This is a genomic window from Ruminococcus sp. (genome assembly GCF_024684275.1).
Genome location: NZ_JAIKXF010000119.1, coordinates 1 through 17,854, shown reverse-complemented (window position 1 = coordinate 17,854; position 17,854 = coordinate 1). Strand labels below are relative to the sequence as shown.

Below are 17,854 nucleotides of genomic sequence, written 5' to 3'. Positions count from 1 at the left end.
CGTTTCAATACTTCAAAATAGTCGGTGCTTATGGCAATGAGGTCACACCCGTTCCCATTCCGAACACGGAAGTTAAGCTCATTCGCGTTGACGATACTTGGCTGGTGACGGCCCGGAAAACTAAATCAGTGCCGACACTTTTTAAAGCTCCATTAGCAAATCTAATGGAGCTTTTTGGTATTTTGGGAGGTTTACCTATGAGAGCCAGAAATAAAACGAAATTCTTTTTTGTATTTTTGTTAGCTGTGTTTTTTTTGATAAAGGGTTGCTGTCTTATTTATTCTGGGGACGATATATGGTGGGGATGTATTCCGTCTTTCTCTGACTACCTGAAAGAATATAATGAAAATGGCAGGTTTTTCACGAATTTCCTTAGTATTTATTCATGTCACTCAGTTATTTTTCGCGATATTCTATATATGGTATCGATGACCGCATTTGCTGTCATTACTGCTCAAATTATTGGCATGGATCATAAGTTTAAATGGCTGCATTATTTCTTTATTGTTATTATGTTCCTGATAGCTGATTATGAGACATACCTAAATATATTCAACTGGACCAGTGGCTTCGTGAATTATATCATATCCCTTGTTTTCTTATTTATTTATCTTTATGCAGTATCTGTTGTTTTTGACGGAAAGCTTCCTAAAAGCAGTATATTTAATTCAGTTTTATTCCTTTTCGTTGGCTTTTTAGGAGCTCTTTGTGTTGAGAATATCACATTTTATAATCTGATTTTTAGTGTTTTCATTATTATTTATTCATTTGCAAGGATAAGAAAGGTATCTGCTGTTAACATTAGTTATCTGGCTGGCACGGTTATTGGAACTTTTTTGATGTTTTCTGTATCGAATTATAATGATATTGCAGCTAAAGGTGATTCACTGGGCTACAGAAGCATTGAATTTGGGTTAAGTGATATATTTACAAAGATATTTCTTGAGATAATTCCTCTCTATACACGAAGATACTATATTCTTCATGCTGTTATTATTATTTCGCTTGTAATTCTTTGTGCAAAAAAATTCAGCAGCAGTTCTGATAAGCCAAAATATCTTTTTATTTCTTTGGGAATTTCAGCATCTTTTGCAGCCTATTCATTTATTTCTGAGTTTGTTCAGCCACTTGCTATTACATCATCTTCGTATAAGAGCCGAGCTATTGAGACAGCTTTCACGTTCTGCTATATTGTCTCACTGATATATATGATCTATGTTCTTATGAGCGGAAGCTCACGTATCAAAGCTATAATTTACCTTGTAAGTACAGTAGTTTTAACCGCTCCTTTTGTTGTAGTATCGCCGATAACCCCTCGCTGTTTCTTTGCAGATTATGTATTCTGGTGTATTTTCACATTTCGTCTTGCTGCTGAGGCTATCAGGGCTCTTAATGTAAAGGAAAACAGTTTATTCAGCTTTTCTGCGTGCGTAATTTCATGTGCAGGTCTGGGACTTATGATGTTTATGGATCTGAGCAATAAATACGTGGACAATTTACGACTTGAATATATCAGGGAAGAAATGGATCAAGGACAGAAGTATATTGAATTCATAAAACTTCCTTATAGTAAGTATACATATGATAATGCAGAGCTTACGAAGGAAAAGGATGACAAAAACATTGAAGAGAGTATGCTTTTTAATGATGATCTTATTTTTATGTCCTTAGACGGCAAGGATTATAAATATGATGAGCTGTATTATTACTTTCATGGTATTGATCTCTCTGTACTTGATAAAGTAAGGTTGGATATCTCCATGATCGATTACAATACCTTAAAGGAATCAGAATGACGGCATTTTCTATCCTATAACAAAAAATACTCCCCGAGAATCTCGGGGAGTTGTTTTTTACCAGTAGGTAAATACGAATCCTGCAAGTGGTGAGAGAACTATCATAATTACAGAAAAAGTGAAGGACTCCACCGAGGTTAGGGTTGCCCGCTGCTCAGAGGGAAACATTTTTTGCAGCTTTGCGTTGGTACGTACCTGCAATGCGTCGTCGCCTACAGCGGCGATAAATCCACCCAGAGCCATTATGATACAGCTTCGGGAGTGCTCAGCGAGGATTCCTGTAAGAACCAGAGCCGAGGTTGCTGCGAATATGCTGATGTATCTGATCTTGGGAAAATGAAGTATCAGTTTTGATCCTAACACGCCGCCCAGCTCCATAAACAGGAGAGCTATGCCAAGTCCCCACTTAGGTATGCCTTTTTCGGGGAGCTTTGCTTGCAGAAAAAACAGCAAAAGAATATCCAGCGCTCCCACAAAAGAATTGCAGAACATGAGTCCCAGAGCTTTTTTGGCTTCTTTAAGGAATCTGAAGCTTTCTATGAAGCATTCGGCTATTTTTGCAAATAGCCTTTGTTCGTCGGTTTTTCCCTTTGCGTTTACCTCTGTAAGCGTAGAAAGTACTATAAACTGAGCAGCGCAGGCTATCAGGTCCGTGGCATAGGCGAGTTTATAGCCTATTGTCAGGGCAAATCCGGCGCAAAGTGTGGAAATTCCCGTGCAGACTCTGTAAATTATGAGCTGATTGGACTCATAGCGTTCAAATTTGCTGTGTATCCTTGCCTTTTTCATTGAGTCATATGCAAGAGCGTCGCCCGTACCCGAGGAAAAATTGTAGGTCAGGGCGTGAAATGCAACAGACAGGCAAACCGTGAAAAGGCTGTTTGAAGCTATCATTATCAGAGTAGCTATGGTGTACATGATATTGCTGACTATGAGCATTTTCTTCCTGCCGAAAACGTCCGCCATGACTCCCGACGGGAGCTCAAATATAATGCTTGTTATGTGGAACACGGTCTCAGAGATGCCTATTTCCACAAGGCTGAAGCCCCGTGAGGCGAGTATCGCCAGCCATGCCCCTGTTATTGTAAGATTGCTTATTACCGATGATAAATACAGCCTTGAAAGCTGTTTTCTTATATTAAACATAAAAAATCTCCTTAAACTGAATTATGAAAGCAGTTAAGGAGATAATGCGCGATATATCGTTACTTTTACAGACTTAAAATGTCAGTTTACTTTAACTGACTAAAGCTGAAAAAGGGCGCACTATCCCCGCAGTCGGGAAAACATCGCCTTTTCCAAGTTGTATGTTTACGTTTTTATAACACATACTATCAGCCTCTTACCTGTAAAATGATTTGTACTTATGTGATATTATAACAGATAAACGCGCCTTTGTCAAATATTTTCATTTTCTGTATTCGTGATAGATTATGGGGCGGAGCTGTATCCCTTTCATAGCGGCTTCTATCGCCTGTGGGAGCATTGAGAACTCCGCCACAAGGGAGGCGGGCTTATTTATCCAGTCGTCCTGCACCATAGGGACAAAGTAATAATTCTTGCGGTTAAAGAGCTCCCCCAGATTCTTAGCCGAGCCCATAAGCGAGTCATTTGAGGCAATAGCAAGAACTACAGGCTTTCCGCGGCGCAGGTGGGATTTTACAGCCATAGTCACAGCGGTATCGGTTATTGATGCGGCAAGCTTTGCGGCGGTATTCGATGTGCAGGGAGCTACTGCCATAATATCTGTCAGCTCCTTTGGACCTATGGGCTCTGCGTCAGAAACTGTGGTTATAATGTCTTTTCCGGTTATTTTGCGTAGTTTTTCAAGGTTTTCCTCTGCCGTTCCGAACCGAGTTGATGTTGAAGCGGCGTGTTCTGACATAATGGGGAGCAGCTCTGCACCGTATTCTGTGAGTATCTCCGCTTGCTCGAAGCATTGCCGAAAGGTGCAGAATGAGCCTGTCATGGCGTAGCCTATGCGGAGCCCTTTTAATATATCACTCACTATCTTCACTCCTTTCAGCTATCATGGCGCTTACGGTGTCTGCGATTATCTCTCCCGAGGTGACGGGTGCTGTCTTGCCGGGCAGTCCCGGCGCACAGATCGCTTTTATTCCAAGCTCTGAGGCTGCGGTAAGGTCAATACCCCCCGGCTTAGAGGCGAGGTCTATGAACAGCGCAGAGGGCTCAAAACGGCTTAGGAGCTCCCTGTCGAATATGAGCTTTGGTGCTGTATTGAATATCAGCTCATAGCTTCCGTCAAGCCTCCTTGTAGGGACAGAGCTTATACCGTGGAGCCGGGCCTTTGCGGCACCGCGTGGATTATGGACAGCGGCTGTGATGTCGGCACCGAAACCCTTCAGTATCTCTGCAAGGGCACAGCCTATCCTGCCCATGCCGACTATCAGCACTTTCAGTCCGTTGAGGGTGACGGGAAGCTCCTCAAGTGCGAGCTGTACAGCTCCCTCAGCGGTGGGAACAGCGTTGCGCAGGTTCAGCTCCTCACGGGTGAGGTAGTCGTATATCTCACGGTGGGGCAGCATACGGCGAAGCCTGTCATCTGCTCTGCCTGCGTAAACAATGCCGTCATCAGTAAGAAAGCTGTCCATAGTCTCTGCTGTAAGCTGAGAGGAAAAGCAGGGAGTATAAATATAGCCGTCATTTCCTAGTGAAGGTACAGGCAGCAGAGCATAGTCGAAGCTGCCGCGGTCTGAGCTGTCTGCAAAGGGCAGCTGAGCGGCTCTATCCGAGTATTCCTTGTCGAAGCCAATGAGCTTTATATCGTAGCTGCGTGAGAGATAGTCAGCACAGTATAGCTGGCGCGTGTCTCCGCCTGCAATAAGTATTTTAGGTCTTGTCATAGATAACTCCAATCCGCCGTATCGGCATAAAGTGATTATCGCTAATCGCTATATTATATGAAAGGACAGAGCATAATGACAATAGCTGTTGATGCATAACCAAGAGTCGGGCAGATATTATCCGCTTTTTAAGGGAATGTCTTACCTTATTGGTTGTTATTATGAAAAAAGCGCTCCCGAAACGGAAGCGCCTTGATGATCATATTTAATTAGTCGATAGGAACGATCCAGTTGAATGTATCTTCGACCTTGCCCCACTGGATACCTGTCATTGTATCATAGAGCATCTGTGAGATCTTACCGATCTTGTTGCCGTTGATCTCCATAACCTTGTCATTCCACTTGAGGTGGCCAACAGGTGATATAACAGCAGCAGTACCTGTGCCGAATACCTCGTCAAGCTTGCCTGCGTCGTAAGCGTCAGCGATCTCCTGAATGTCGATACGTCTCTCCTCAACAGTGAGTCCCTTGCTCTTGCAGACCTCGATAGCGGACTTTCTTGTGATACCCGGGAGGATAGAGCCCTGAAGCATAGGAGTTACTACCTTGCCGTCGATAACGAAGAAGATGTTCATAGCGCCGACTTCCTCGATGTACTTCTGCTCAACGCCGTCGAGCCAGAGAACCTGTGAGTAGTTCTGCTTGTGAGCCTCGTCCTGTCCGATAAGAGAAGCAGCATAGTTGCCGCCTGTCTTAGCGAAGCCCATACCGCCTCTTACAGCGCGGACATACTTGCTCTCAACGTAGATGTTTACAGGGTTGAGACCGCTCTCATAGTAAGCGCCGGAAGGTGAGAGAATGATGATGAAGAGGTACTGAGCGCCGGGCTTAACGCCGAGGAACGGATCAACTGCGATGATGAAAGGACGGATATAGAGTGACTCGCCTTCCTTTGAAGGAACCCAGTCCTTCTCGACCTTTATGAGCTCTGTGAGGCACTTCATGCCAAGTTCAACAGGGAGCTCAGGGATAACAAGTCTCTCGTTGGACTTGTTAAGTCTCTTGAAGTTCTCCTCGGGACGGAAGAGCTGTACCTTGCCGTCAGCAGTTCTGTAAGCCTTTAAGCCCTCGAATACTTCCTGACCGTAGTGGAGACACATAGCAGCAGGTGAGAGCTCGATAGGAGCGTATGGCTTGATCTCAGGATCGTGCCAGCCCTTGCCCTCATCGTAAGGCATAACGAGCATATAATCTGTAAAGATGTGACCGAAGCCGAGCTTATCGCCTGGCTGTGGCTTAGCCTTTAAAGAGGCAGCCTTTGTGAATTTGATTTCCATATTATTCAACCTTCTTTTTATAATATTGACCTGTTAATCTGTTACCGAGAAGTAATTCTTCTCGTAAATTCGCTTGCAGACGAAAATCGTCACCGCAGCGGCTGCAATAGCGAGGACTGAGGTAGAAACTGAAGCTGCAAGTATGATCTTACCTTTTTTACTCATAAAAATTACTCCTTATCTCAGATTAGAGAAATCCTTCAATAAATAATTATATCATATTTCCGCAGTTTTTTCCATAGTATAACCGCATAAATAGTGCACAAACTGACCTGTTTGAATTTGTCTAATGTGTATAGGCTGTGATTTGGATACTGCTTCATGTGTGGAAAATAAATTCGCGCTGCTGCGGCTAATAGCCTGTTTTGACCATAAGATACGCCAGACCTGCGCAGGCTAAGATGAGAAGCACTATGAATATAATGACGTCCCTGATGAATTTTTTCAAGCTGTATGCGTTCGGCGGCTTGGGGCGCTGATGAGCCTTTTTGTCGGCGAATTCAGCTTTCTGAGCGCACAGATACGGTCTGAAGAAACCGTCCAGAAAGCTTGTGGCGTGATTTGGATGCTCGGCGGCGAGATAGTTCTCGAATTTCCGTTTCATAGCCTCTTTCTCGTCCTCGCTTAGCTGGGGAAACTGCTTCAGCTCCTCAAAATCGGGCTTAACCGTGTATTCCTCGCCGTATCGGCTCATTCTGTCTGCATAGCTGACTACCGACAGCTCCACATCTTTCAGTCTTGGTGCATCAGGGGAGAAGCTTATGAGCTCCTCGGTCTCAAGGGCTCCGCTGTTGTCGTTATATTCGAGAGACAGCAGATAACGCGGAGTTCCCGCGAAAAAGGAAAGCATTTCACATTTTGTGACTCGTCCCGTAACTATCTCGCTGTGCTTTTTCCGCCAATGCCATATGCACAGGTATCTCAGTCTGGATATACCGAAGAAGGCGCCTGCAAGTACAAAGCCAAGTATCAGTCCTAAGATAGTGCCGAAGTCCTTTCCCGACATTCGCAGTATCAGATCAGTCATCAAACTCTCTTACGCGGAGATGAGCGCCGAGCTTTTCAGCGAGCTGGCGTGAAGCCTCTATCTGCTCGGGTGGGATAACGTCAACAACAGACATAATGACCTCGGCTTTGCCTGCCTTTACACAGTCCTTAGTGAACTTCTGGAGAGCCTCGAATGCATTGTCGAACTTAGGGCGTGTAACAGCCATATATTCCTTTTCTGTAGGAGCATTGAGGCTTATGGAAACAGTATCCAGCTCATAGCACAGCTCCTTTGCAATGCTTCTGCCGTGGATAAGGTCGCCGAGACCGTTTGTGTTGATACGCAGACGTGGACAGTTCTCTCTGCTGCGGAGATAAGCGGCAGTTTCGAGGAGAACGTCAAGACGCTCGGTAGGCTCGCCATAGCCGCAGAAAACTATCTCGCGGTACTTTTTGAGCTTGCGCTTGTTAAGGTCTGCGATTATTTCCTCCATAGTGGGTTCGTGCTCCAGCCAGAGGGGATCGGAGCCGTAAGCGCCGTCGGCGTGGTTGCGGATGCAGAAAGTGCAGGCGCAGGGACATTTATTTGTAAGGTTGAGGTAGAGGTTTTCGCCCACCTCATAAGATATTGTCATTGCTTTTTTCATTTTATATCCTCCCTTAAATCATAATTTAATGATGTAGGGGCGAACAATGTTCGCCCGCAAACATACACATCAATTTTGACACGGGCGAACAATGTTCGCCCCTACAATACCAATTTTTCGGGACGCCAAAGGCGTTAAATTATGATTTATTATTCAATATATATACGCGGTACACGTTTTGAGATACCGCAGACTACTTCGTATCCGATAGTTCCGTATATCTGCGCGAGGTCGTCGGCTGTGATGCGGTCATTGCCGTCAGTACCGATAAGTGTTACTATATCTCCCGATTTAGCCTCGGGAACCATTGATACGTCTATCATGAGCTGGTCCATGCACACTCTGCCCACTATCTTACAGCGCTTGCCGTGAACGAGTATCTCGCCTTTTGAGCTGAGCAGACGAGAATATCCGTCAGCATAGCCGATAGTTACCGTAGCGATACGCATTTCGTGGTCGGCAACAAATGTGCGTCCATAGCTTATGCAGTCGCCTTTCTTTACGTTCTTTACATGGGAGATGACTGCTTTCAGCTCCATAAGGGGCTCAAGTCCCTCGGGTATCTCAAGGCTCACATCGGGGTGCAGACCGTAGAGTATGATGCCTGCACGGGAAAGAGTGCTTCTGGAGCTGTTTCTGTAGCAGGTAGCGGCGCTGTTCATAAAGTGCAGGTGACGGAGCTTTATGCCACGGCTCACGAGCACATCGTATGTATCGGTAATGAATCTCTCCTGCATATCGGTGTAGGCGATATTGTCGGGAGAATCGCTGTCCGCAACTGCAAAATGTGTATATATTCCCTCGACTGAGAGCTTTTCTATCTTCATCATAGCCTCTATCTCAGCAGCGCACTCCTCGGGAGTATCATGCTTGAGACCTATTCTGCCCATGCCTGTGTCTATTTTTATGTGACAGCGGATAGGCTCTGCGCTGTTTTTCACAAGCTCCTGAGCATATTCGGTGGACACAACGCCCTGTATGATATTGTACATGGCTATCTCATGGGCGTACTCGGGCGGAGTATAGCCCAGTATGAGTATCTCTGACTTGGGAGCGAATTTCCTTACGGCAATAGCCTCGTCAAGATTGGATACCGCAAAATAGCTGATACCGCACTGCTCGGCGAGACAGCGGACGATATGCTCGTCGCCGTGACCGTAAGCGTCAGCCTTTACTACTGCCATTATCTCAGTTTCGGGAGAGTTAAGACCTCTTATGATATCAACGTTTTTTCTGAGCTGTGGGAGCGATATCTCTGCCCATGCTCTTTTCAGATACGGCTTCATTCCGTTATCCTTCCTTTCGTACATTTCATTATTTATCCAAAGTTAAAATTTAATTACAAGTCAAAAAACGTCTTGAAATAAAGTATGATGTATGTTATAATTTTCATGTATGATATTTTGGGAAAGCGAGGTGTACTATGCTTTTCTCACTCGATTCGGGAGTACCTGTGCTTTCAGCAGAGGACTTCAGCGGTGATATTGATGCTACGGTATGCTTTACAGGGCACCGTGAGACCAGCGTTATCCCCTATAAGAACCAGCCTGTATATCGGAGCATAACCCTCCGCACTGTACAGCTTATGCTGTGCAGGTATATAGATATGGCTGTTGAGAGCGGCTACCGCAGCTTTATCAGCGGACTTGCTGTGGGAACGGACCTCTGGGCTGCAAAGTACATTCTTGCCAAAAAGCGCTCTGACAGCAGCATACGTCTTATCGGCGTAATGCCCTATCTCCGTCATGCCGAGCGCTTTACACCTCAGTACAAGGAGACTCTTGCCGACGTTGAAAAGGGTGCTGACGTACTTCTCACCACAAATACAGAGCCCTCCGTTGTCTACGGAAAAAAGGGCGCAGGTGAGAATACTTCGCCTGATGTGTACAGAGACAGAAACTACTTCATGGTAGACAACGCCTCGGCGGTCATTTCGTATTTTAACGAGGGCTCTTTCAAATCGGGCACCTGTCAGACACTTAACTATGCCGCAAAACAGGGAAAAATTATACGCCGTTTTGGTCTTGAGGACGCATACGCCCTTATAGACGAGTGCGGACCTGATATAGAAAGCATACGCCGCAGGCTTATATTCATGGAAAACGTCTTTGATACTCCGTACTGAATGCCATATTCAATATTATATCACATCTTTTCGTACAAATCAACATTCACAGAGAGATATGTTTCAACATGAAAATAATTGTTTCACACACTTTTTCAAACGCTGTGGAAAGTCGGCGATATACCGTTGAAGCTTGCAGCAGAGGTCTGTGAAACAAAATCAGCAGTGCTGCACAAATGCCTGTACTAAGCCAAATAAGCGCTGTTTTGCAACTAAGATATGAACGCTCGTTCTATTTCAACAGGCTGTTGAATTCTGTGTTTAAACATACACTCACCATTCAATCATGTGGAAAATGTGGAAAACTCTGTGGATAGTCGAAGCTGCGCCAAGTATTTTTTAACGTGCTTTTTGGAAAATATTTTTTATTCATTTTATGACGGATATTTTCGGGACAAGTATTATACGGTCAGTTTATATCAGCTCAGGATTTATTAAATTGCTGAGAACGATAAATAAATAACAATAAAAACTGAAAGGAGCCAGAGAAATGGCTAAGAAAAAAACAGGACACGTGGCGTTACCGTTCCTTATGACAATATTCATCGGACTTATCATCATCGGCGGAATTGCCTATGGTATTTACCGATATTTCGGCTTTGGCAAGGTGGAGAAGCCACCGGAGCCGGTTCCGCGCACCAGCGGTCAGATAACTGCCGAGGACAACCACACCATGCTGCTGATACTTGATGTGCCCGAGAAGCACAGTCCTCCCACATTTATGCTCATGCGCTCAATACCGCTGAAAAAGCAGCTGGTATTCATCGGCGTTCCCTCAAATTCCATTGCTCTTGTTGACGGACAGCAGCTGAGCATTATCGAGAATTACAAAAACGGCGGCGCTGCCTCGGCTGAGGAATTCATTGAAAAGGTATTCGATATCGAGGTAGACAGATATATGAAGTTCGATTCTGCGGCATTCCAGAAGGTCTGTGATATTTTCGGCGGCGTTACCTATCCTGTAAACGCTGATATAGCAGGCTTCAAGAACGACGGCAGTCAGCAGTATCTCAACAGCGACCAGATAGAGACCTTTGTCAACTACCTTATGTTTGACGGCGGCGAGTCCGAGCGCGCATTCACTTCTGCGGCAGTTCTTTCGGCTATGGTGAACCAGTCCGACGGAAAGCGTATCGCTGACAGCTTCGACAATAATTTCAGCATAGTTATAAATATGGTGGATTCCGATGTTACTGCTGCTGACTATAAGAAACGCAAAAACGGTATCAGGAATATGTTCGAGTACGGCAGCGCTATAGCTGTGCCCCTTTCACTTGACGGTACTCCCGCAGGCGAGGACTTTATCCCCAGCAGCACCTTCATCGATAGTCTGAAGGATTCATATTTCAAGGTAAATAAGGACGATAAGACTAAAAAGGACAGTAAGGAAAAGAAATGACAGGCATATTTGATACACACTCCCACTACGCAGACAGCGCCTTTGACGAGGACAGGGAGCAGGTGCTGGCAGAGCTCCCCGAAAAGGGTGTAAGGCTTGTAATGCTGGCTGCCTCGGGACTTGATGATTCTGCCGAGAATTCGCTTCTTTCTCAGAAATATGGTTATATCTATGCCTCAGCAGGGGTTCACCCCGAAAGCGTTGACGAGACTCCCGGGGATTACCTTGACAGGCTCCGTGAGATGATAGCTGCCAACAAAAAGATAAAGGCGGTAGGCGAGATAGGTCTGGATTACCACTACGACGGCTATGACCGTGACAAGCAGATACGCTTTTTCCGTGAGCAGCTTGAATTGGCAAACGAGCTTGATATGCCCGTTATAGTACACAGCAGGGACGCCGCGGAGGACACTGTGGAGATACTCAGGGAATATCGTCCAAAAGGCGTTGTACACTGCTTCAGCGGCTCTGCCGAGACAGCTAAGGAGATACTAAAGCTCGGAATGTACATCGGCTTTACGGGAGTGCTTACCTTCAAGAACGCAAAAAAGGCTCTGAAAGCCCTTGCTGAGGTGCCTATGGATAAGCTCCTCATGGAAACTGACTGCCCATATATGGCTCCCGAGCCCTTCAGAGGACGCCGCTGCGACAGCTCCATGATAGCCTATACGGCAGCTAAGGCGGCTGAGATAAAGGGTATGACAACGCAGGAGCTCATAGACATAACCTGCCAAAACGGTATGACAATGTACGGAATAGACTAACGAAAGGAGGAAAACGAATGTATTACTGCTGCGGAGTAACAGAAAAGGGCGTTATGCCCCATAATGAGGACGCTTTGCTCATAAAGGACAGCGTGATAGATTCGGGTTCCGCCGAGAAAAACTTAGATGTGCCCTTTATAGCGGCTGTTTCCGACGGAGTGTCGGGAGAGCGCTCGGGTGAGCTGGCTTCAAAGATGTGTCTTGAGCTTATCCGCGATATGGGCTACAGCGGCGAGATGAAGCTTGATGAGGAGCTTCTTGCCATTCACCGAAGACTTGCGGAGTACAGCGAGTCCGATCCCGAAATGCACAATATGCAGGCTACTCTCTGCGGCATAGCTGTGGACGAAGCTAATAACATTCTCACCTTTAATGTGGGAGATTCACGTCTGTACCGCTACCGGGGCGGACGTATCAGGCAGATGTCACGCGACCAGTCTCTGGTGCAGCTCCTCATCGATGAGGGCGCTATCACCAGTGAGGAGCGCAGCACTCACGTTCACAGGAATATTATTTTCCCTGTATTCGGCAATGTAAAGTCAGCTCCCCGGATAGATACGGTAAAGCTTGAGGGCGGCATGGAGTACGGCGACCTGCTGCTGCTGTGTACCGACGGACTTTCGGATTATGTATCTGTGCTGGATATTGAGGAAGTGCTTGAAATGCCAAAGCCTCTGAAGTCAAGGCTGGATATACTGGTGAAAAAAGCCCTCGACAATGGCAGTAATGACAATATATCGGTAATTGCAGTAGTTTACTACGAATAAAAAGCCCATGTGAAAACATGGGCTTAAAATTTATTTCCAGCTTATATTATAAAGCTGTACCTCATGTGCGCCGAGGGCGGAAGCTCCGTCGATATTTCCAAGCTGGAATTTTATATCCGCGGACATATCCTGCTCGAAGGTCACATCGAAGCTGTAGTGTTTCTTCTCGGGGGTTATGGTCAGCTTTTTGTCGAGATAACGGGTATAGGAGCTGTCCTCCACGGTGACTGCCATGCTTCGTTCGGCTGTGGAGCTTACGTCAAATTCAATGGTATGCTTTTCGCCTGCTTTGACCTCTCTGCCGCGGAGAAGCCCCATAACTGCGTATTCAAGCTCACCTGCGTTTCTGATATTTATGCTTGTGCAGCCCGACTTATTGGTGACGGCTGCTTCAGCGCCCTCGATGTAGTTATCCAGCGCAAGGGAGCTCAGCTCCGACGGCACGAGATCGCTGCCGTCCTTTTTGTATACGCGGACGTAGTCAATATCGAAGTTTTTGCTGCCGTTTGCAAAAATGCTCGGATCGGCGTGAACTCCGTCTATACCGTCAAAATGTCCGCCTACAGCAAGATTGAGTATGATATAGAAATTCTGGTCAAAGGGCGCTGGGTACTCGAAGCCCTCGGAATACCAGTCGGTCTGGGTGCTGTAGAGCTTGCCGTCAACGTACCAGCGTATCTCGCCGCGCTCCCATTCTATGCTGTAGGTGTGCCAGTTTTCGGTGCTGTCGCCGTCTGTAAATACATAATTGTTGGTCAGATATGTATTATTCGGCCATGTTCCGCCGAAGTGGATAGTGCCGCATATTTTTTCGGGAGTGCTGCCCCAGCCCTCCATTATGTCAATTTCGCCTGATGAAGCCCAGCCGCCGTAGGCGCTGTCCTCGGGGAGCATCCATATAGCAGGCCAGAGGGACTTTCCCGAATCACATCGGGCGCGTACCTCTATTTTACCGCCGCAAACCGAGAACTTATGCTGAGTGCTGAGCCTTGCTGAGGTGTATTCGTAGCTGCCCTGCTTTTCGTCCTCCCAGTGCTCCTTTTTCGCAGAAATAGTGAGGATACCGTCCTTTACGCCGGTATTTTGTGAGGTGTAGAACTCCTGCTCGTTATTGCCCCAGCCTCCTGTGATGTAGTTTCCGCTGTCGTCCAGCTTCCAGTTGCCCAGCTCATAGCTCCACTTGTTCATATCAAGGTCAGAGCCGTCGAATTCATCGCTCCAGAGCAGGGTATAGCCCTCATCATCGGGCTGTATATCGCCTTTGCCGAGGATAAAGCTGCTGAGCCTTTTGAGCTCTGCGGCGGAGGTCACTGTTTTGCGCGCCTCTACCATATCAAATATATTCACAGCGCCGTCGCTGTTGTAGTCCATAGGGATATTACTGTCTGCGCAAACTGACGCAGGGACAGCTGTCAGCAGCACCGCAGCTGCCGCGAAAGCACGTATTTTTTTCATAAAACCGCCTCCGAATAATGATTTTATGCCTTAATTTTAGCATTAATAGGGGGCTCTGTCAAGGAAAAACGTGACTTTTTTCTGTGCAAATGAACTACTTTTGCTTTTTTTGCGGCGATATTTGATTACATTTCGATAACTTTTTGCCGAATTGCTTGCAATGTGTAATAATAAGTGATATAATGTGTAATGTCAGGGCCAAAAGGCTTCCGACAGGGGTGAAGGATAAATCGCATTATTCATTTAAATAATTTCGTTCACCTTACGTGAACGACTCACATTTATCTGGAGGTTTTTATGAAAAAGGTAATTACATCTATTACAGTATGTTCACTTGCAGTATGTGCTCTTGCTTCATGCGGCAGCTCTGCAAAGGCAGGCGACAAGCTCATCGGAAAGTGGGCTATGAGTGATCTCAGCAACGCAGGTCAGAGTGTTGACGGCGGCGGAATCATTTTCACAGACGGCGGAAAGGGCTCTGTATATCTTGATACATCAAGTCTGCTCCACTTTGAGAGCGAAGGTCTCAACGTAGGCGGTACAGTTCTTGCTAAGGATTATATCAAGGAGAGCGGCGATACTCTTACAGTTGACGTTATGGGACAGGAAATGATAGGTCTCACAAAGCTTGAGAGCGGCGAGGGCTATGACGGAAAGTACTCACTTGACAGCGGTATCCTCTACGACAGTATCGTTCAGGGTATTGAGAAGCAGGGAGACGAATCCTTTGACAAGGCAAATCTTGATATTACTATTGATTTTGACGGTGCAAAGAGCGAGGTCGTGTTCAATAATCTCTTTACTTACGAAACAAAGGGCAAGAAGCTTACAGTTTCAGGCTTTTCAGGCTTCATCAATGGCGGAAACGGCAAAGAGGCAACAGCTGAGTTCAAGGTTGACGGAGATACACTGGAACTCAAGGATTCAAAGTCTACAGAAAAGCTTACAAGAGTTAAGTAATATGTCTCAATGGCATATTATTGATCTGCTATAAAATCTTTTAGCCATAATATTTCTTATATCTTTAGGAATATTATGGCTTATTATTCTATCCATAGGGAGCAGATTTAGTGAAATAAATTTATTGTGAAAGGAATATCAGTTATGAGAAAAATTTTTAAAATGGCTGTGCTTGCAGTTGTTTGCTGCCTTGTTATGAGTATATTTGCCGGCTGTTCAGGAGGAGAAGAAGGCGGAGGAAGCGGCGGCAACGAGCTTGTCGGTACATGGGAAGGTACAGGAGATGAAGGCGCTACCATAACCTTTAAATCAAATGGAAACTTCTCGGAAAAAGGTATCAGTAAAGATGCTGATATGTCAGGTACTTATACTATCGACGAAACAAACAAGCGAGTAGTTTGTAAGGAGAAGGAATACGGTCTTGTATTCGATTATAATTATACTATATCCGGCAATGATCTTACCTTGCAGATGGATATCGGCTATCCGAGAACCTTTACAAAAAAATAATGTAATAATAAAAAAAGTCCCGAAGCGATCAGATGACCGTTTCGGGACTTGATTTTTATATCTTACTTGATAACTCTTACCTTGATAACGCCGTCAACTGCGTTGATCTTGCCCTCAACTGTAGGAGGTACGTCGCCGGTAACGTCGAGCATTGTGTAAGCGAAGTCCTTCTTGGAAGCGTTTACCATGTTCTCGATGTTGATTCCCTCATTTCCTACTGCTGATGTGATAGAAGCGATAGTTGTAGGAACGTTCTTGTGGATAACACAGATCTTTGTGCCTACAGCATTCATTGAAGCGTTAGGAAGGTTTACGCTGTTCTTGATATTACCGTTCTCGATGTAATCGATAAGCTCCTGTGCAGCCAGAACTGCGCAGTTGTCCTCGCTCTCAGGAGTTGAAGCTCCGAGGTGGGGAAGAACGATAACATCATCAACGCCGAGAACAACATCATCAGCAAAGTCAGTAACGTACTTAGCGATCTTACCGTCAGCGATAGCCTTAACAACAGCCTCGCTGTTGATGAGCTCACCTCTTGCCAGGTTGATAAGACGAACGCCGTCCTTCATCATAGCGATCTGCTCAGCATCGATAGTATTCTTTGTCTGAGGAGTATAAGGCATATGTATTGAGATATAGTCACTGTTCTTGTAGATATCGTTGATATCAGAAACGATCTTTACAGAAGGCTCAAGGTGAAGAGCAGCGCCGATAGAGATATAAGGATCGTAACCGATAACCTGCATACCGAGTGCTTCAGCAGCGTTAGCGATCTTGCCGCCGATAGCGCCGAGACCGATGATACCGAGAGTCTTGCCTGCGATCTCAGGACCTGCAAACTTGGACTTTCCGCCCTCTACAGTCTTGGGAGCATCAGGTGTGCCCTTAAGTGAAGCAGCCCATGCAGCAGCCTCTGTGATCTTTCTTGAAGAAAGGAGAAGTGCACAGATAGCAAGCTCCTTAACAGCGTTTGAGTTAGCACCGGGAGTATTGAATACGCAGATACCCTCCTGAGCGCAGCGCTCTACAGGGATATTGTTTACACCTGCGCCTGCTCTTGCGATAGCGAGAAGGTTATCACCGAAAGCCATATCGTGCATCTTAGCGCTTCTTACCATGATAGCATCAGGATTAGCGCACTCATCAGCAATACTGTACTTGCTCTTATCGAAAATGTCTGTACCGATGGATGAGATCTTGTTTAAAGTCTGAATCTTGTACATCTGGATCTACCTCTTTCGTATAATATAGTTCTGATCCCGGAGATCAGGAATTCTCTTCCTCAAACTTCTTCATGAAAGCAACGAGCTTTTCAACGCCCTCGATAGGCATAGCGTTGTAGATAGAAGCTCTCATACCGCCAACAGTTCTGTGACCCTTGAGGTTCTCGAAGCCTGCAGCCTTTGACTCTGCAACGAACTTCTTGTCAAGCTCATCGTTGCCTGTGATGAAAGGAACGTTCATGAGTGAGCGATCCTTAGGCTCAACAGTACCCTTGAACATCTTGCTGCTGTCGAGGAAATCATAGAGGATCTTAGCCTTCTTCTCGTTGTGAGCCTTCATAGCCTCGAGTCCGCCCATCTTCTTGATCCACTTGAATACCTTGCCGCAAACGTAGATACCATAGCAGGGAGGAGTATTGTAGAGTGACTCGTTGTCAGACTGGATCTTCCAGTCCAGCATAGTAGGAGTGCACTTGAGTGCAGGACCGTCAGCGATAAGATCCTCACGAACGATGATGATCTGAACACCGGAAGGTCCGACATTCTTCTGAACACCGCCGTAGATAACGCCGTACTTTGAAACGTCAACAGGCTCTGAGAGGAAGCATGAGCTTACGTCAGCAACGAGCTCGTGACCCTTTGTGTTGGGGAGCTCCCAGAACTTTGTTCCGTAGATAGTATTGTTCTCACAGATATATACATAGTCAACATCATCAGGGATGTCGAGGTCTGAGCAGTCAGGAATGTATGAGAAAGTCTTATCAGCAGATGAAGCAACTCTTACTACCTCACCGTACTTCTCAGCTTCCTGAGCGGCCTTCTTAGCCCACTGACCAGTGATGATGTAAGCAGCCTTGCCCTTCTTCATAAGGTTCATAGGAACGCCTGCGAATACCAGTGAAGCACCGCCCTGTACGAAGATGACCTTGTAGTTATCAGGGATGTTCATAAGATCACGAAGATCCTTTTCAGCCTCTTTGATGATCTCGTCATATACCTTTGAACGGTGGGACATCTCCATTACGGACATTCCGCAGCCCTTGTAATCCATCATTTCCTCTGCACATTCCTTGAGTACTT

At 45.9% G+C, this 17,854-nt stretch carries 18 protein-coding genes and 1 rRNA gene; 8 read left to right on the top strand and 11 right to left on the bottom strand.

Translation table 11 applies throughout. The features are described from left to right. Window positions 1-20: 20 nt before the first annotated feature. Both rrf and K5677_RS14480 read left to right on the top strand, forming a co-directional pair. Window positions 21-137: ribosomal RNA gene (gene rrf, locus K5677_RS13395) — 5S ribosomal RNA — on the top strand. Window positions 138-164: 27 nt separating this feature from the next. Continuing rightward, complete coding sequence (locus K5677_RS14480) at window positions 165-1,796, top strand: DUF6056 family protein (RefSeq protein WP_366849478.1); 1,632 nt, start codon at window positions 165-167, stop codon at window positions 1,794-1,796. Window positions 1,797-1,853: 57 nt separating this feature from the next. Here K5677_RS14480 and K5677_RS13390 read toward each other — a convergent pair whose 3' ends face one another. From K5677_RS13390 to alr, 8 genes are all read right to left on the bottom strand, one after another. Beyond that, window positions 1,854-2,942 carry an MFS transporter gene (locus K5677_RS13390; protein WP_296728951.1) on the bottom strand — a complete coding sequence of 363 codons (1,089 nt, stop codon included), beginning with the start codon at window positions 2,940-2,942 and terminating at the stop codon, window positions 1,854-1,856. Window positions 2,943-3,204: 262 nt separating this feature from the next. Next, the gene (locus tag K5677_RS13385) at window positions 3,205-3,804 is read right to left on the bottom strand and encodes a dipicolinate synthase subunit B (RefSeq protein ID WP_296728948.1); all 600 of its coding nucleotides are present in this window, start codon (window positions 3,802-3,804) and stop codon (window positions 3,205-3,207) included. After that, window positions 3,797-4,660, bottom strand: a complete 864-nt coding sequence (locus tag K5677_RS13380; protein WP_296728946.1) for a dipicolinate synthase subunit DpsA — start codon at window positions 4,658-4,660, stop codon at window positions 3,797-3,799. Before K5677_RS13380 ends, K5677_RS13385 begins: the two co-directional genes overlap by 8 nt. Window positions 4,661-4,869: 209 nt before the next feature. Next, complete coding sequence (locus tag K5677_RS13375) at window positions 4,870-5,937, bottom strand: branched-chain amino acid aminotransferase (protein ID WP_296728944.1); 1,068 nt, start codon at window positions 5,935-5,937, stop codon at window positions 4,870-4,872. A 33-nt stretch (window positions 5,938-5,970) separates the two neighbouring features. Continuing rightward, window positions 5,971-6,102 (bottom strand): hypothetical protein, encoded by a 132-nt coding sequence (locus K5677_RS13370; protein WP_296728941.1) that lies wholly within the window; start codon window positions 6,100-6,102, stop codon window positions 5,971-5,973. 187 nt (window positions 6,103-6,289) lie between these two features. Then, the gene (locus K5677_RS13365; protein WP_296728938.1) at window positions 6,290-6,964 is read right to left on the bottom strand and encodes a hypothetical protein; all 675 of its coding nucleotides are present in this window, start codon (window positions 6,962-6,964) and stop codon (window positions 6,290-6,292) included. Then, a complete protein-coding gene (locus K5677_RS13360) occupies window positions 6,957-7,571 on the bottom strand; it encodes a TIGR04100 family radical SAM protein (RefSeq protein WP_296728937.1) in 615 nt (204 codons plus the stop codon). Before K5677_RS13360 ends, K5677_RS13365 begins: the two co-directional genes overlap by 8 nt. Window positions 7,572-7,720: 149 nt before the next feature. After that, window positions 7,721-8,881, bottom strand: a complete 1,161-nt coding sequence (gene alr / locus K5677_RS13355; RefSeq protein WP_296728935.1) for an alanine racemase — start codon at window positions 8,879-8,881, stop codon at window positions 7,721-7,723. A gap of 113 nt (window positions 8,882-8,994) precedes the next feature. Between alr and K5677_RS13350 the strand changes: the two genes are divergently transcribed. The 4 genes from K5677_RS13350 to K5677_RS13335 all read left to right on the top strand — a co-directional run bounded on the left by K5677_RS13350 (window position 8,995) and on the right by K5677_RS13335 (window position 12,626). Beyond that, on the top strand, window positions 8,995-9,696 hold the full coding sequence (locus K5677_RS13350; RefSeq protein ID WP_296728934.1) for an SLOG family protein: 702 nt from the start codon (window positions 8,995-8,997) through the stop codon (window positions 9,694-9,696). A gap of 490 nt (window positions 9,697-10,186) precedes the next feature. Continuing rightward, entirely contained in the window at window positions 10,187-11,095 is a 909-nt protein-coding gene (locus K5677_RS13345) for an LCP family protein (RefSeq protein ID WP_296728933.1), read from the top strand. Beyond that, entirely contained in the window at window positions 11,092-11,859 is a 768-nt protein-coding gene (locus tag K5677_RS13340; RefSeq protein WP_296728931.1) for a TatD family hydrolase, read from the top strand. Before K5677_RS13345 ends, K5677_RS13340 begins: the two co-directional genes overlap by 4 nt. Window positions 11,860-11,876: 17 nt before the next feature. Next, window positions 11,877-12,626: a protein phosphatase 2C domain-containing protein gene (locus K5677_RS13335; RefSeq protein WP_296728929.1), complete on the top strand. Its 750-nt coding sequence runs from the start codon at window positions 11,877-11,879 to the stop codon at window positions 12,624-12,626. A gap of 30 nt (window positions 12,627-12,656) precedes the next feature. Here the strand turns inward: K5677_RS13335 and K5677_RS13330 are convergent, their stop codons facing one another. Further along, complete coding sequence (locus K5677_RS13330) at window positions 12,657-14,081, bottom strand: glycoside hydrolase family 16 protein (protein WP_296728927.1); 1,425 nt, start codon at window positions 14,079-14,081, stop codon at window positions 12,657-12,659. 297 nt (window positions 14,082-14,378) lie between these two features. On the opposite strand from K5677_RS13330, the gene K5677_RS13325 reads away from it, so the two are divergent. Together K5677_RS13325 and K5677_RS13320 are read left to right on the top strand one after the other, a co-directional pair. Then, window positions 14,379-15,041 carry a hypothetical protein gene (locus K5677_RS13325; protein WP_296728924.1) on the top strand — a complete coding sequence of 221 codons (663 nt, stop codon included), beginning with the start codon at window positions 14,379-14,381 and terminating at the stop codon, window positions 15,039-15,041. Between the two features lie 144 nt (window positions 15,042-15,185). Next, the gene (locus K5677_RS13320; protein WP_296728921.1) at window positions 15,186-15,551 is read left to right on the top strand and encodes a hypothetical protein; all 366 of its coding nucleotides are present in this window, start codon (window positions 15,186-15,188) and stop codon (window positions 15,549-15,551) included. Window positions 15,552-15,613: 62 nt separating this feature from the next. Here the strand turns inward: K5677_RS13320 and K5677_RS13315 are convergent, their stop codons facing one another. Both K5677_RS13315 and serC read right to left on the bottom strand, forming a co-directional pair. Then, complete coding sequence (locus K5677_RS13315) at window positions 15,614-16,774, bottom strand: 3-phosphoglycerate dehydrogenase family protein (protein WP_296728917.1); 1,161 nt, start codon at window positions 16,772-16,774, stop codon at window positions 15,614-15,616. 43 nt (window positions 16,775-16,817) lie between these two features. Then, window positions 16,818-17,854, bottom strand: a 1,037-nt coding sequence (serC, locus tag K5677_RS13310; protein ID WP_296728916.1) for a 3-phosphoserine/phosphohydroxythreonine transaminase, incomplete at its 5' end; no start/stop codon positions are given.